Source organism: Erwinia sp. PME.40.26/001, assembly GCF_055556675.1.
This window is the reverse complement of sequence record NZ_JBVHNP010000002.1, coordinates 67,320-80,291: the sequence shown is the minus strand read 5'-3', so window position 1 is coordinate 80,291 and position 12,972 is coordinate 67,320. Positions and strand designations below refer to the sequence as shown.

Below are 12,972 nucleotides of genomic sequence, written 5' to 3'. Positions count from 1 at the left end.
TAGTTATTACTACGTTTATCATTTAAATGAGGATGCCCGATGGAATCGTTAACGTCACACAGCACGCTGAAGTTTGCCTCACAGGCCGCCGCCAGTGGCTTTTTCTTTATGTCTCCCTGGCGCAGTCTGGCCGCACAGGGCTGCTTTACGACCGTCACCACCCCGGCTTTCGGGGGAGAGGCGCTGGAAGGTGTATTCCAGCAGGAAATCCGCCAGCGATTCCTTGAGGCGAAACGTCAGGGAATTGAAAAGCCGATCGTCGTCGGGGCCATCCCTTTTGATCCCAGCCAGCCCTCTTCGCTGTTTATCCCGGAATCCAGCCAGTACTTCGATAGCAACGCCTTTCTGCAGCAAATGGGTGCGCCAAAAAGCCCGTTACCTGAGGTGGTTCGTCGTACTGCCCTGCCAGCGCAGCCGGCGTTTATGCAGATGGTCAGCCAGGCCGTTGCCGCGACTGGCGCACAGCAGCTGGATAAAGTGGTGCTGTCCCGACTGATGGAGATTGTCACTGCGGAAAAGGTAGACATTGCCAACCTGATGACGCGACTGATGACGCAGAACCCGGGAAGCTATAACTTCCACGTTCCGCTGCCGGAAGGGGGCTCCCTGCTCGGTGCCAGCCCTGAGCTGCTGCTGCGCAAGCACCACAGCCGCTATTACACCCATCCCCTGGCCGGTTCTGCCCGTCGCGACAGCGATCCGCAAAAAGACCGTCTTGCAGGTGAGCAGCTGATGGCCTCGGTTAAGGATCGCTACGAGCATCAGCTGGTGACCGATGCCATGCGCGATGTGTTACAGCCGCGTAGCGCCCACCTCGTGCTGCCGTCCACGCCCGAACTGCTGACCACCTCAACGCTCTGGCATCTGGGGACGGCAATTGAAGGCGAAGCAAGGGATAAAGCCGATACCGCACTTTCGCTGGCTTGCCTGCTGCATCCGACGCCGGCCCTGAGCGGCTTCCCCCACGCCACTGCGCAGCAACTGATTGCCGAACTGGAGCCGTTCAATCGTGGCCTGTTTGGCGGTATTGTCGGCTGGTGCGATGAGCAGGGTAACGGCGAATGGGTCGTCACCATCCGCTGCGGAAAGGTCAACGGCAATCGCGTTCGCCTGTTTGCCGGAGCCGGTATTGTGCCGGCCTCCTGCCCGGAATCGGAATGGCGGGAAACCGGTGTCAAACTGAACACCATGCTACGGGCATTTGGCCTTAACTAAAGAGTGCTGTCATGACAATTTCTTATACTCGCTGGCCGGAGGACCTGGCCGCCCGATATCGTACTAAAGGCTACTGGCTGGATCTGCCGCTCACGGACATCCTGCAACGCCATGCCAACAGCAGCGACATTGCTGTTATTGATGGCGCACGCCGCTTCCGCTATCAGGATCTGGCTCAGCAGTCAGATCGGCTGGCCGCGTCGTTACAGCGCCGCGGCCTGCGGTGCGGCGACACGGCGCTGGTACAACTGGGTAATGTTGCTGAATTCTATGTGACGTTTTTCGCCCTGTTGAAAATGGGTGTCGCCCCGGTGAATGCGCTGTTCAGCCATCAGCGCAATGAACTGAGCGCCTATGCGCTGCAGATCCAGCCCGCCCTGCTGATTGCCGACCGGCAGCACAGCCTGTTTGCCAGCGATGCGTATCTGACTCAGCTTCAGCAGGAGATTCCGGCACTGAAGGTGATAGCGATGCACAACGATAACAGTGCTGCGCTGTCACTGTCAGGCATGATTGACGAGGGGACCGGGGACTTCACTCCCTGCCCGTCTGCCGCCGATGAAGTTGCCTTCTTCCAGCTGTCGGGCGGCAGCACCGGTACGCCGAAGCTGATCCCACGTACCCACAATGATTATTACTACAGCATCCGGGGCAGCGTCGAAATTTGTCAGTTCAGTGAACAGACGCGTTACCTGAATGCCCTGCCCGCTGCGCACAACTATGCCCTGAGTTCGCCAGGCTCCCTCGGCGTGTTTTACGCTGGCGGCTGCGTGGTGATGGCGAACGATCCCAGCGCCAGCCTCTGCTTTCCGCTGATTGAACAGCATCAGGTCAACGTCGCCGCGCTGGTGCCACCGGCCGTCAGCCTGTGGTTACAGGCGATTCAGGAGTGGGGCAGTAACCAGGCGCTGGCCTCACTCACCCTGCTACAGGTAGGCGGGGCAAGACTCAGCGAATCGCTGGCGGCACGCATTCAGACGGACATCGGCTGCCAGCTACAGCAGGTCTTTGGTATGGCGGAAGGTCTGGTCAACTACACCCGCCTTGATGATGACTTGTCGCATATTCTCACCACACAGGGCCGCCCCATTTCTGACGATGATGAAGTCTGGGTTGCCGATGAACAGGGGCACCCGCTGCCCCCAGGGGTAACCGGCCGTCTGATGACGCGTGGTCCCTATACCTTCCGGGGTTACTACAACAGCCCGGAACATAATGCCGCCAGTTTTGATGCGCAGGGCTTCTACTGCTCCGGCGATCTGATTGCTATCGCCGAAGATGGCTACATAACCGTGCAGGGCCGTGAGAAAGATCAGATCAACCGGGGGGGCGAGAAGATCGCCGCGGAGGAGGTCGAAAATCTGCTGCTGCGCCACGAAGATGTGATCCATGCGGCCCTGGTGTCGATGGAAGACAGTCTGATGGGTGAAAAAAGCTGCGCCTTTATTGTCGCACGCCGTGCGCTTAAGCCGGTGGTACTGCGACGTCACCTGCGCGAGCTGGGTGTGGCCGAATTTAAACTGCCGGATCGTATTGAGTGCGTAGAGGCATTGCCGCTGACCCCGGTGGGGAAAGTCGACAAAAAACGCCTGCGCCAGCAACTGGCCACTCAGCAAAACGGATAACTTTTCAGGAGAGACATCATGGCGATCCCAACGCTACATTCTTACGCGCTGCCAACCGCAGCCGAACTGCCGACTAACAAGGTCAACTGGGCATTTGAGCCAGCGCGCGCCGCACTGTTGATCCACGATATGCAGGAATATTTCCTCAATTTCTGGGGCGAAGGCAGCCCTCTGATCGAGCAGGTGGTGGCCAACATCGCCCGTCTGCGTGAATACTGCAAATCTCAGGGGATCCCGGTTTTCTACACCGCACAACCGAACGAACAAAGTGCCGAAGATCGCGCTCTGCTGAATGATATGTGGGGACCGGGACTGAACAGACATCCTGAACAGCAGAGAGTGGTAGCAGCCCTGGCACCGGATGACGATGACCAGGTGCTGGTCAAATGGCGCTACAGCGCGTTCCATCGCTCCCCCCTGGAGTCGATCCTCCATGAAAGCGGACGCGATCAGCTGATTATTTGCGGTGTGTATGCACATATCGGCTGTCTCACTACCGCTACGGATGCGTTTATGCGCAACATCAAGCCATTTATGGTGGCCGATGCCCTGGCTGACTTTAGCCGCGAAGAGCACATGATGTCGCTTACCTACACCGCTGGCCGCAGCGGCCGCGTCGTCATGACAGAAACCCTGCTGCCACTGCCACAAAGCAAAGCACAACTACGCGCTGTGGTGATACCGCTGCTGGATGAGGACAGCGAAGGCATTGAAGACGGTGAAAATCTGGTGGACTACGGACTGGATTCCGTACGCATGATGGCCCTGGCTGCCCGCTGGCGCCAGGCGCACAGCGATATCGATTTTATCGCGCTGGCAAAGAACCCCACGATTGACGGCTGGTGGGCACTGCTTTCACGGGAGAGTGCGTAATGTCATGCAGCTTTGACTTCAGCGGCAGGCAGGTATGGGTCACCGGTGCAGGCCAGGGGATTGGTTATCACACTGCACTGGCGTTTGTTGCTGCGGGTGCCTCCGTGGTGGGTTTGGATCGGCAGTTTGCGTCCGGCGATTACCCGTTCCGCTGCGCCCTTGTCGACGTTGCTGATGCCGGGCAGGTGGAAGAGGTTTGCCAACGCCTGCTGGCGGAAACGCCGCACCTGGATGTGCTGGTGAATGCCGCGGGCATTTTACGCACCGGCACCACCGAAGAACTCGCGGTGGAAGACTGGCAGGCATGCCTGGCGGTCAACGCTGGCGGTGCGTTTAACCTGTTCCAGCAAACGCTGCCACGGTTCCGTCAGCAGCGTGCCGGGGCAATTGTGACCATCGCCTCTAATGCTGCCCATGCTCCACGTATCGGAATGTCAGCCTACGGCGCATCGAAGGCTGCCCTGCGCAGTCTCTGCCTCACCGTCGGGCTGGAAATGGCTCCGTTTGGCGTACGTTGTAATATCGTATCACCAGGTTCAACAGACACCGCGATGCAGCGGAGCCTGTGGCATACGCCGGAAGACGAACAGCAGATGATTGCCGGCTACCCCGAGCAGTACAAACTGGGCATTCCGTTGCAGAAAATCGCTCAGCCACAGGAGATTGCCAGTACGGTGCTGTTCCTCGCATCGGACAGCGCCAGCCATATCGTGATGCAGGATATTGTCGTCGATGGCGGAGCGACCCTCGGTGCCTGATATGTGGAAACGGCAAAGCAGCCTGGCAGAACTGAATAAGATGGCTGAAGGTACTCTTATTGCTGGTCTGGGAATGGTCTTTACCCGCCTGGAAGCGGACTGGCTTGAAGCCACCATGCCGATGGATGCCCGGACACAGCAGCCTTTTGGACTGCTGCACGGCGGTGCTTCTGTGGCGCTGGCGGAGTCCCTGGGCTCCATGGCGGGATGGCTCTGTTCGCAGCCGGGTCAGAACGTGGTAGGGATTGAAGTCAGTGCCAGCCATCTGCGCGCGGTCTACAGCGGAACGGTTCGCGGTGTCTGCCGCGCGCTGCATCGCGGCAGCCTGAATCAGGTGTGGCAGATTGAGATCGTTAACGGTCAGGATCAGTTGTGCTGTATGGCCCGGCTCACCACCGCTATTATTGGCTGAACCGGCCTGCCGGAAAGCAAAACGGGACGCCAGAGGCGTCCCGTTTTTTTCGCGTCGGTTAACGCTGATAGACCGTTTCGACACCTTCTTCGTCGTCTTCGTCCCAGTCGTCATCCCAATCATCATCTTCGTCTTCAACTTCAGGCTGTGTCTCTTCCAGCTGCTGACGGTGATAGTCGTCCCACATGAATTCCACTTTCTCTGGCTGTTTCGCTTCCAGTTCGGCTTCTTTCGGGTTGGCATTGATAAAGGACATCAGGTCCCAGCACAGCGCGTTGACGCCAGAGCGGTTAGCCGCCGAGATCAGATAATATTTCTCCGTCCAGCCTAAGGCGTCAGCAATCGCTTTAGCCCGCGCTTCCGCCTCTTCCTGATCCAGCAGATCAACCTTATTGAATACCAGCCAGCGTGGCTTCTGGAACAGCTTATCGCTGTATTTTTCCAGTTCACCCAGGATAATGCGCGCGTTCTCAATCGGATCGCTTTCATCAATCGGAGCAAGGTCAATGGTGTGCAGCAGCACACGGCAGCGCTCAAGGTGCTTCAGGAAGCGGATCCCCAGACCGGCACCGTCCGAAGCGCCTTCAATCAATCCTGGAATATCGGCCACGACGAAGCTCTGCTCACTGTCCATACGCACTACGCCAAGGCTGGGCACCAGGGTAGTAAACGGATAGTCAGCCACTTTTGGCTTGGCCGCGGAAACCGCACGGATAAAGGTCGATTTACCGGCATTAGGCAGACCGAGCATACCGACATCGGCCAGTAGCATCAGCTCCAGCTGCAGATCGCGCTTTTCGCCCGGCGTCCCCATGGTTTTCTGGCGAGGGGTGCGGTTTACGGATGACTTGAAACGGGTGTTACCCAGACCGTGCCAGCCGCCTTTGGCAACCATCATCTTCTGCTGATGATGTGTCATATCGCCGAGAGTTTCACCGGTGCCCTGGTCAATAATACGCGTGCCGACAGGCACCTTGACCACGATATCAATACCACGCTTACCGGTGCAATCACGGCTCTGGCCGTTCTGCCCGCGTTCCGCACGGAAAGATTTTTCAAAGCGGTAATCGATCAGGGTATTGAGGTTTTCATCAGCCTGCATATACACATCGCCGCCATCACCGCCATCACCGCCGTCCGGGCCACCGCGTGGAATATATTTCTCACGACGGAAGCTCACGCAGCCATTGCCGCCATCGCCAGCCACTACCAGGATCGTCGCTTCATCAACAAACTTCATTTTACTTCTCCGTCACTCATACGCCCGTGGCCCGATGCAGATGGCACCGGTACGGGATTGCTCCGCCGTGGCCATAAGCGATGACCAATTGCGGAAAACATGGCGCCTGACACCACAACCACTGCGCCGACAAACCCTAAGGTATTGAGCTGCGGAATCGCAAAAAAGTCGGGCCAGCCAAGCGATAAAAATTCTGAAAACAGCAGGGTAAACAATGGCGTCAGCGTCACAATTGCGCTGACCTGCGCCGCCTGCCAGCGTGCGTAGGCTTCCGCCAGTGCGCCATACCCCACGAGGGTATTGAGCACACAAAAAATCAGACAGCCCAGTTGCCAGCTATCTAATTGCCCTATCAGTTCAAGATGAGCCAAAGGCAATAACGTCACTGCACATAAAGTGTACAGCAAAAACAGGATTTGCTGCGAACCCAGTCGACGCAGTAATATTTTTTGCGTCACCCCATAGATGACCCAGACCAGCGCCGCACTGACGCCAAGGATCACACCCCAGGTGTAATCGGTCAGGCGGGTAAAGATCTCTGCCAGGCTGGTATTAAAAAACATCACCAGTCCGCAGAGTAGCATGGCCACGCCAATCACCTGGCTGCCGCGCATTTTCTCCTTCAGGATAAAGACGCTGGCCAGCATCATGCCTGGCGGTGCCAGTTGGGCAATCACCTGAGAGGCCGTAGGGCTGAGGTACTGCAACGAAGAACCAAACAACACGAAGTTACCCACCAGTCCGGCGGTAGCAACCACCACCCACACCAGCCAGCGCGGATGCCGAAAGAAATCACGCGGCGGCAGCTGTCGCTTCAGGGCAAGGATCGTGCCCAGGCCTAAGGCTGCAAAGGAAAAACGATAAAACACGACGGTGAATGGGTCCATCACCTGTAGCACCATTTTCATGGCAATCGGTAATGAGCCCCAGCTCATAGCGGTCACCAGCGCCAGCGCAATGCCCATTCCTGCCTGCTGTTTGATCGCTAACATCAGTGTTCCCTGACAGAATGTAAAAAGCCCCGCAGTCTAGTGCGGGGCTTTTCTTTTCGCAGCAGTGAACGGCCTGAAAGCCGTTCCGCGGCACGAAAACCTAATTACTCAGCAACGATGCTGATGTACTTACGGTTGTTCGGGCCTTTAACTTCGAATTGGACCTTGCCGTTTGCCGTAGCAAACAGGGTGTGGTCACGACCGCAGCCTACGTTGGTGCCCGCGTGGAATTTAGTGCCACGCTGACGAACGATGATGCTACCAGCCAGTACAGATTCGCCGCCGAAACGTTTTACGCCCAGACGTTTTGCATTGGAGTCGCGACCGTTACGGGTCGAGCCACCAGCTTTCTTATGTGCCATTTGTCAGATCTCCTGTTATGCGCTGATGCCAGTGATCTTCACATCAGTGAACCACTGACGGTGACCCTGCTGCTTACGGTAATGCTTACGACGACGGAACTTAACAATCTTGATTTTGTCGCCACGACCGTGAGCTACGATTTCCGCTTTGATCACGCCGCCTGAAACTAAAGGCGCGCCGATTTGAACGTCTTCGCCATTGGCAATCATCAGAACCTGGTCGAATTCAACGACTTCGCCGGTTGCGATGTCCAGCTTTTCCAGGCGAATGGTCTGGCCTTCGCTTACTCGGTGTTGTTTACCACCACTTTGGAAAACAGCGTACATATAAACTCCGCTCTCGCGCTTGCCTTCTTTGATTTCAGGCTGCGCTATAAATATTCACAATAGGGCGCGAATTCTACGCAACTTCCTCGGTAAAGACAAGTGTCTGTTGTGCTGTATTGCAGAAAAAAAACGCAACATGAATGGGGGCGTTTCACCGCCGCGTTTTTGCAGTACAATCTGTCATACATTTCATGCCACCGGCACGGGTAAAGGCGCTTATCATAGCAGCGAACTGAGCGATAGCTGAACAGACTGATGAACTTAGAACAGATAAACGAACTCACCGCGCAAGATATGGCGGACGTCAATGCGACAATACTCGACCAGCTGAACTCGGATGTATCCCTCATCAATCAGCTGGGTTATTACATTATCAGCGGCGGAGGTAAGCGCATTCGTCCGATGATCGCAGTGCTTGCAGCACGCGCCATCAATAACTACGACGGTAAACAGCACATCACGGTCGCGGCACTGATTGAATTTATTCACACTGCGACGCTCCTGCATGACGATGTCGTGGACGAGTCTGACATGCGTCGTGGTAAAGCCACCGCTAACGCGGCTTTTGGCAATGCAGCCAGCGTGCTGGTCGGTGACTTTATCTATACGCGCGCCTTCCAGATGATGACCAGCCTCGGCTCGCTGAGAGTGCTGGCGCTGATGTCAGAAGCGGTCAACGTCATTGCTGAAGGCGAAGTCCTGCAGCTGATGAACTGTAATGACCCGGATATCACCGAAGAAAGCTACATGCGGGTGATTTACAGCAAAACCGCACGCCTGTTTGAAGCGGCCGCCCAGTCGTCTGCCATTCTGGCGGGGGCCAGCGAGGCGCAGGAGCAGGCATTGCAGGATTACGGTCGTTTCATTGGCACCGCTTTCCAGCTTATTGACGACCTGCTGGATTACAGCGCCGATGGTAAAACGCTGGGTAAAAACGTCGGGGATGACCTGAGTGAAGGGAAACCAACCCTGCCTCTGCTCCACGCCATGCGTAACGGCACACCAGAACAGGCCAGCCTGATCCGTTCGGCTATCGAAGACGGTAACGGTCGCCATTTACTGGAACCTGTTCTGGAAGCGATGCACCAGTGTGGCTCACTGGAATGGACGCGGAGCGCAGCGGAACAGGAGGCGGATAAAGCCATTGCCGCTCTGAAAATCCTGCCTGAATCTCCGTGGCGTAGTGCGCTCGAAGCGATTGCACATATGTCCGTTCAGCGCGAGTTTTAGTTGCTGAAACAATAAGGAAAGTGCGGACTGTCCGCGCTTTCCTTATTTTCTGCCCCTTCTCTGTTCATAACCCGATTCCTCTCCCTTCTTGCTGAAATTACCCCGTCGCCGCACCGACACTTTTGCGTAGCGTTACGCAAAAAAGCATCTTACATCTGAAATTAACTGGAACTTAATGGAAACTATTTGCTATAAATATCCTGTTATAGCGAATGATAACCCGTCGCTTTACCAGGAAATACCGACCACAGGCTGGCACCGGCAACATTCTGCCCCTGCCTGACCACAGTGCACATGGAGGATAAGCACATGAAACAGACCCCGCAAGACTGGCATCCTGCCGACATCATCGCTGCGCTACGCAAAAAAGGCACCACTCTCGCCGCTCAGTCGCGTCTGGCGGGCTTGAGCTCATCAACGCTCGCCAATACGCTGTGTCGTCCATGGCCGAAAGGAGAATGGATCATTGCGGATGCGCTGAACGTTCATCCGGCAGAAATCTGGCCCAGCCGTTATTACGACCCGGTAACGCACCAGCTTATTGACCGTAAAAAACTGATCCGGGGATAAAAAAAAGGGCCGGTATTCACTACCGACCCTCGTTTTACTGCTGAAAAAGTTACTCTTCGCCGCTGACGCGCTGAATATTGGCACCGAGGGCAATCAGCTTGTCTTCGATATGCTCATATCCCCGGTCAATATGATAAATACGATCGACCACGGTCGTGCCTTCCGCAATGCAGCCTGCCAGCACAAGGCTGGCGGAGGCACGCAGGTCGGTCGCCATCACCTGGGCGCCAGAAAGTTTCTCTACGCCATGGCAAATCAGCGTATTACTTTCAATTTCACCGTGTGCGCCCATACGCACCAGTTCAGGCACATGCATAAAGCGGTTTTCGAAAATGGTTTCAGTGATCACCCCGGTTCCTTCCGCCACCAGATTCAGCAGGCTGAACTGCGCCTGCATATCGGTCGGGAAGCCAGGATGAGGTGCCGTACGCAGGTTAACCGCTTTTGGCCGTTTACCGTGCATATCCAGACTGATCCAGTCGCTGCCCACTTCAATTTCGGCACCCGCTTCGCGCAGTTTGGCCAGTACCGCATCCAGCGTATCCGGCTGAGCCGCACGGCAGACAACTTTGCCGCCGGAAATGGCAGCAGCCACCAGGAACGTACCGGTTTCGATACGGTCAGGCAGTACGCGATAGACACCACCACCCAGGCGCTCTACGCCTTCGATGGTAATGCGATCGCTGCCTGCACCAGTGATTTTGGCTCCCAGGGTGTTGAGGAAGTTGGCGGTATCAACGATTTCCGGCTCACGTGCAGCATTCTCAATAATCGTGGTCCCGGTAGCCAAGGTCGCGGCACTCATAATGGTCACGGTCGCGCCAACGCTGACCTTATCCATCACGATATGTGCGCCTTTGAGACGGCCATTGACTGAGGCCTTCACATAGCCCTCTTCCAGCTTAATCTCTGCGCCAAGCTGTTCCAGACCGGTAATATGCAGATCAACCGGACGGGCACCGATCGCACAACCGCCAGGCAGTGATACTTGCCCCTGACCAAAACGCGCCACCAGCGGCCCCAGGGCCCAGATAGATGCACGCATGGTTTTCACCAAATCATAAGGCGCACAGAAAATATTGACGTCACTGGCATCCAGATGCACGGAACCATTGCGTTCCGCTTTCACACCCAACTGACTGAGCAGTTTCATGGTGGTATCGATGTCTTTCAGTTTCGGGACATTCTGAATCTCTACCGGCTCTTCAGCCAGCAAAGCAGCGAACAGGATCGGCAATGCGGCATTTTTAGCGCCGGAGATTGTGACTTCACCACTCAGTCGGGTCGGACCCTGTACACGAAATTTATCCATTGCAACTGCTCTCTGTTGTCAGTCAAAAAATCTGCTGCGCAGACGCTCACCACGCGAGGCGGGGTAAGCTCTGCACAGCTTAGAAACCGTTTAGCTTACGGTCGCGCGCCCACTCTTCAGGGGTGTAAGTCTTGATGGACACCGCATGGATGCGATTATCCGCAATATATGCCATCAGGGGGGCGTAAACCGTCTGCTGTTTCTTAACGCGGCTCAACTCACCAAACAGCTCACCCACGGCGATAACCTGGAAATGGCTGCCATCACCCGTTACGTGGACTTCCTGCAGCGGTAACGCGCCCATCAGCACGGACTGAATTTCACTATTTTCCATGATGCTTTCAAATTCACTTGATATTAAACAGGCACACATCTTAGTGGAATCTGCCCCACTCTTAAACAAGCAAAAAATGCCTGGGGTAAGAGAAAAAGCGTAAACGGGAAGGGATAACCACTCAGACGATGCAGGGAGGAAGGAACCGGGGAGCCGGTTCCTGGGGTAAAAATGAGCAAACTCATGATGTTCCGCTAAGGTCAGGTGGGAAACACCTGCCGCAGTGATTTACTCACTGCCCGGGATAATTTTCTGCAAGTTATACAGTGTGATCAACGATCGGAGCTTATCCGTAATGCCGGTAAACCGGGGAACGCGCCCCCGTTGTATGGCAATCTGTCGCAGGTGAACCAGCAAAGCCAGCCCACCTGAGTCAACGCGCTCCAGTCCGGAGACATCTATCGTCTCAACCCACTGCATCACCGCATCACGCTGTTGCCACAGGGGTAACAGCGTTTCGCGCTCCAGTTCTCCCGAGAGGCGCAGAGTATCCGACTCCACCTCCCAACGCAGTTGATCGCTCATTACGACTGCTTATTAAGAGTAATCGGTTGGTTAGCATAGGATTTCAGCTGTTCTGTTAATCCATCAATGCCTTTCTTACGCAGGATATCGCTCCACTCATTCTGTTTCGTGGTGATCATGCTGACGCCTTCAGCAATCATGTCGTACGCCTGCCAGTGGTTGCTCACGCTATTTTTACGCCACTGGAAGTCCAGGCGGACTGGCGGACGCCCATTCGGGTCAATGATCGTTACGCGAATGGCAATAATATTGGCATCGCCCAGTGGCTGCGCCGGGGCGATCTGGTAGGTCTGTCCGTTATACATGGCCAGTGCCTGACCGTATGCCTGGGCCAGGTAATCACCAAAGGCTTTGAAATAAGCCTCACGCTGCGCAGGCGTAGCATCTTTGTAGTAGCGGCCCAGCACCAGTGCACCGGCGTATTTAATCTGCACATACGGCAACAGTTCATCACGAACGATCTGACGCAGATAGTTTGGATCCTGCTTGATTTTAGGTTGTTCCGTTTTGAGACGCGTAAAGGTTTTTTCCGCTGCCTCTCCCATTAATTTGTAGGGATCGGTTTGATCCGCGGCCGCATTTGCCGCCAGGGGAGCGACGATCAGCATCGCGACCATCAGTAAACGTTTAAACATTATTTAACCTCTTCTGGATTGTTCGCTGCCGGTGCAGATTCTGCTGCAGGCTGTTCGCCCGTGGCAGCTGCATTTTTGTCTTTGTCGTCACCACTGCCACTTTTGTACAGGAATTGCCCAATCAGGTCTTCCAGTACCATAGCGGACTTCGTGTCCTGAATCGTACCACCATCTTTCAGTGTAGCAGTGCCCATTTCCGGGTCGTCAAAACCGATATTCATGGCAAGATATTGTTCACCCAACAGACCCGAAGTGCGCACCGCCAGTGAGCTGGTATCAGGGATATTGTTGTACTTATCTTCAATATCCATGGTCACTTTAGGCGAGTAATTTTTCGGGTCGAGGCTGATATCCACCACACGACCGATCACCACACCGCCCACCTTCACCGGTGAACCGGCTTTCAGACCACCGATATTATCGAAAGTCGCATAGAGCTTCCAGGTGGGCTCGTTGCCGAGTGATTTAAGGTCAGCCACGCGCAGACAGAGAAAAATAATCGCGCATAGCGCCAGCATTAAAAAGGCACCTACCCAAATTTCGCTTTTTTTCGTTTGCATCG

At 55.4% G+C, this 12,972-nt stretch carries 16 protein-coding genes; 7 read left to right on the top strand and 9 right to left on the bottom strand.

Features of this window, described 5'->3' with window-relative positions; genetic code table 11:
- The first annotated feature begins 39 nt into the window (after positions 1–39).
- Genes ACZ3HG_RS07905 through ACZ3HG_RS07885 form a run of 5 tightly spaced genes read left to right on the top strand, consistent with a single transcriptional unit; the run spans position 40 to position 4,883 of the window.
- Complete coding sequence (locus tag ACZ3HG_RS07905) at positions 40–1,215, top strand: isochorismate synthase (RefSeq protein ID WP_191935025.1); 1,176 nt, start codon at positions 40–42, stop codon at positions 1,213–1,215.
- Positions 1,216–1,226: 11 nt separating this feature from the next.
- Positions 1,227–2,840 (top strand): (2,3-dihydroxybenzoyl)adenylate synthase, encoded by a 1,614-nt coding sequence (locus ACZ3HG_RS07900; RefSeq protein WP_191937064.1) that lies wholly within the window; start codon positions 1,227–1,229, stop codon positions 2,838–2,840.
- 18 nt (positions 2,841–2,858) lie between these two features.
- The gene (locus tag ACZ3HG_RS07895) at positions 2,859–3,713 is read left to right on the top strand and encodes an isochorismatase family protein (protein WP_465332634.1); all 855 of its coding nucleotides are present in this window, start codon (positions 2,859–2,861) and stop codon (positions 3,711–3,713) included.
- A complete protein-coding gene (gene dhbA / locus ACZ3HG_RS07890) occupies positions 3,713–4,471 on the top strand; it encodes a 2,3-dihydro-2,3-dihydroxybenzoate dehydrogenase (RefSeq protein WP_465332633.1) in 759 nt (252 codons plus the stop codon). The genes ACZ3HG_RS07895 and dhbA overlap by 1 nt, the downstream gene beginning before the upstream one ends.
- Complete coding sequence (locus tag ACZ3HG_RS07885) at positions 4,446–4,883, top strand: hotdog fold thioesterase (RefSeq protein WP_191935021.1); 438 nt, start codon at positions 4,446–4,448, stop codon at positions 4,881–4,883. The genes dhbA and ACZ3HG_RS07885 overlap by 26 nt, the downstream gene beginning before the upstream one ends.
- 58 nt (positions 4,884–4,941) lie before the next feature.
- Here the strand turns inward: ACZ3HG_RS07885 and cgtA are convergent, their stop codons facing one another.
- The 4 genes from cgtA to rplU all read right to left on the bottom strand — a co-directional run bounded on the left by cgtA (position 4,942) and on the right by rplU (position 7,804).
- Positions 4,942–6,123: an Obg family GTPase CgtA gene (cgtA, locus tag ACZ3HG_RS07880; protein WP_191935020.1), complete on the bottom strand. Its 1,182-nt coding sequence runs from the start codon at positions 6,121–6,123 to the stop codon at positions 4,942–4,944.
- Positions 6,120–7,106 carry an EamA family transporter gene (locus tag ACZ3HG_RS07875; protein ID WP_191935068.1) on the bottom strand — a complete coding sequence of 329 codons (987 nt, stop codon included), beginning with the start codon at positions 7,104–7,106 and terminating at the stop codon, positions 6,120–6,122. Before ACZ3HG_RS07875 ends, cgtA begins: the two co-directional genes overlap by 4 nt.
- Positions 7,107–7,219: 113 nt before the next feature.
- Positions 7,220–7,477, bottom strand: coding sequence for a 50S ribosomal protein L27 (gene rpmA / locus ACZ3HG_RS07870; RefSeq protein ID WP_013204035.1), 258 nt, complete (start codon positions 7,475–7,477; stop codon positions 7,220–7,222).
- Between the two features lie 15 nt (positions 7,478–7,492).
- Positions 7,493–7,804, bottom strand: a complete 312-nt coding sequence (gene rplU, locus ACZ3HG_RS07865) for a 50S ribosomal protein L21 (RefSeq protein WP_062744470.1) — start codon at positions 7,802–7,804, stop codon at positions 7,493–7,495.
- Positions 7,805–8,059: 255 nt separating this feature from the next.
- On the opposite strand from rplU, the gene ispB reads away from it, so the two are divergent.
- Positions 8,060–9,034 (top strand): octaprenyl diphosphate synthase, encoded by a 975-nt coding sequence (gene ispB, locus ACZ3HG_RS07860; RefSeq protein ID WP_191935019.1) that lies wholly within the window; start codon positions 8,060–8,062, stop codon positions 9,032–9,034.
- A 309-nt stretch (positions 9,035–9,343) separates the two neighbouring features.
- Complete coding sequence (locus ACZ3HG_RS07855) at positions 9,344–9,604, top strand: helix-turn-helix domain-containing protein (protein WP_191935018.1); 261 nt, start codon at positions 9,344–9,346, stop codon at positions 9,602–9,604.
- Positions 9,605–9,653: 49 nt separating this feature from the next.
- On the opposite strand, the gene murA is transcribed toward ACZ3HG_RS07855, so the two are convergent.
- The 5 genes from murA to mlaD all read right to left on the bottom strand — a co-directional run bounded on the left by murA (position 9,654) and on the right by mlaD (position 12,970).
- Positions 9,654–10,916 (bottom strand): UDP-N-acetylglucosamine 1-carboxyvinyltransferase, encoded by a 1,263-nt coding sequence (gene murA / locus ACZ3HG_RS07850; RefSeq protein WP_191935017.1) that lies wholly within the window; start codon positions 10,914–10,916, stop codon positions 9,654–9,656.
- A gap of 79 nt (positions 10,917–10,995) precedes the next feature.
- A complete protein-coding gene (ibaG, locus tag ACZ3HG_RS07845; protein WP_062744541.1) occupies positions 10,996–11,250 on the bottom strand; it encodes a BolA family iron metabolism protein IbaG in 255 nt (84 codons plus the stop codon).
- 228 nt (positions 11,251–11,478) lie between these two features.
- Positions 11,479–11,775, bottom strand: coding sequence for a lipid asymmetry maintenance protein MlaB (mlaB, locus tag ACZ3HG_RS07840; protein WP_191935016.1), 297 nt, complete (start codon positions 11,773–11,775; stop codon positions 11,479–11,481).
- Positions 11,775–12,410, bottom strand: coding sequence for a phospholipid-binding protein MlaC (gene mlaC / locus ACZ3HG_RS07835; RefSeq protein ID WP_191935015.1), 636 nt, complete (start codon positions 12,408–12,410; stop codon positions 11,775–11,777). The genes mlaB and mlaC overlap by 1 nt, the downstream gene beginning before the upstream one ends.
- Positions 12,410–12,970, bottom strand: a complete 561-nt coding sequence (gene mlaD / locus ACZ3HG_RS07830) for an outer membrane lipid asymmetry maintenance protein MlaD (protein ID WP_191935014.1) — start codon at positions 12,968–12,970, stop codon at positions 12,410–12,412. Before mlaD ends, mlaC begins: the two co-directional genes overlap by 1 nt.
- Between the last annotated feature and the right edge of the window lie 2 nt (positions 12,971–12,972).

What these genes read in the sequence shown, in the direction of transcription:
- ACZ3HG_RS07905 (WP_191935025.1), top strand. Translation starts at nt 40, where the DNA reads ATGGAATCGTTAACGTCACACAGCACGCTGAAGTTTGCCTCACAGGCC.
- ACZ3HG_RS07900 (WP_191937064.1), top strand. Translation starts at nt 1,227, where the DNA reads ATGACAATTTCTTATACTCGCTGGCCGGAGGACCTGGCCGCCCGATAT.
- ACZ3HG_RS07895 (WP_465332634.1), top strand. Translation starts at nt 2,859, where the DNA reads ATGGCGATCCCAACGCTACATTCTTACGCGCTGCCAACCGCAGCCGAA.
- dhbA (WP_465332633.1), top strand. Translation starts at nt 3,713, where the DNA reads ATGTCATGCAGCTTTGACTTCAGCGGCAGGCAGGTATGGGTCACCGGT.
- ACZ3HG_RS07885 (WP_191935021.1), top strand. Translation starts at nt 4,446, where the DNA reads ATGGCGGAGCGACCCTCGGTGCCTGATATGTGGAAACGGCAAAGCAGC.
- cgtA (WP_191935020.1), bottom strand. Translation starts at nt 6,123, where the DNA reads ATGAAGTTTGTTGATGAAGCGACGATCCTGGTAGTGGCTGGCGATGGC.
- rpmA (WP_013204035.1), bottom strand. Translation starts at nt 7,477, where the DNA reads ATGGCACATAAGAAAGCTGGTGGCTCGACCCGTAACGGTCGCGACTCC.
- rplU (WP_062744470.1), bottom strand. Translation starts at nt 7,804, where the DNA reads ATGTACGCTGTTTTCCAAAGTGGTGGTAAACAACACCGAGTAAGCGAA.
- ispB (WP_191935019.1), top strand. Translation starts at nt 8,060, where the DNA reads ATGAACTTAGAACAGATAAACGAACTCACCGCGCAAGATATGGCGGAC.
- ACZ3HG_RS07855 (WP_191935018.1), top strand. Translation starts at nt 9,344, where the DNA reads ATGAAACAGACCCCGCAAGACTGGCATCCTGCCGACATCATCGCTGCG.
- murA (WP_191935017.1), bottom strand. Translation starts at nt 10,916, where the DNA reads ATGGATAAATTTCGTGTACAGGGTCCGACCCGACTGAGTGGTGAAGTC.
- ibaG (WP_062744541.1), bottom strand. Translation starts at nt 11,250, where the DNA reads ATGGAAAATAGTGAAATTCAGTCCGTGCTGATGGGCGCGTTACCGCTG.
- mlaB (WP_191935016.1), bottom strand. Translation starts at nt 11,775, where the DNA reads ATGAGCGATCAACTGCGTTGGGAGGTGGAGTCGGATACTCTGCGCCTC.
- mlaC (WP_191935015.1), bottom strand. Translation starts at nt 12,410, where the DNA reads ATGTTTAAACGTTTACTGATGGTCGCGATGCTGATCGTCGCTCCCCTG.
- mlaD (WP_191935014.1), bottom strand. Translation starts at nt 12,970, where the DNA reads ATGCAAACGAAAAAAAGCGAAATTTGGGTAGGTGCCTTTTTAATGCTG.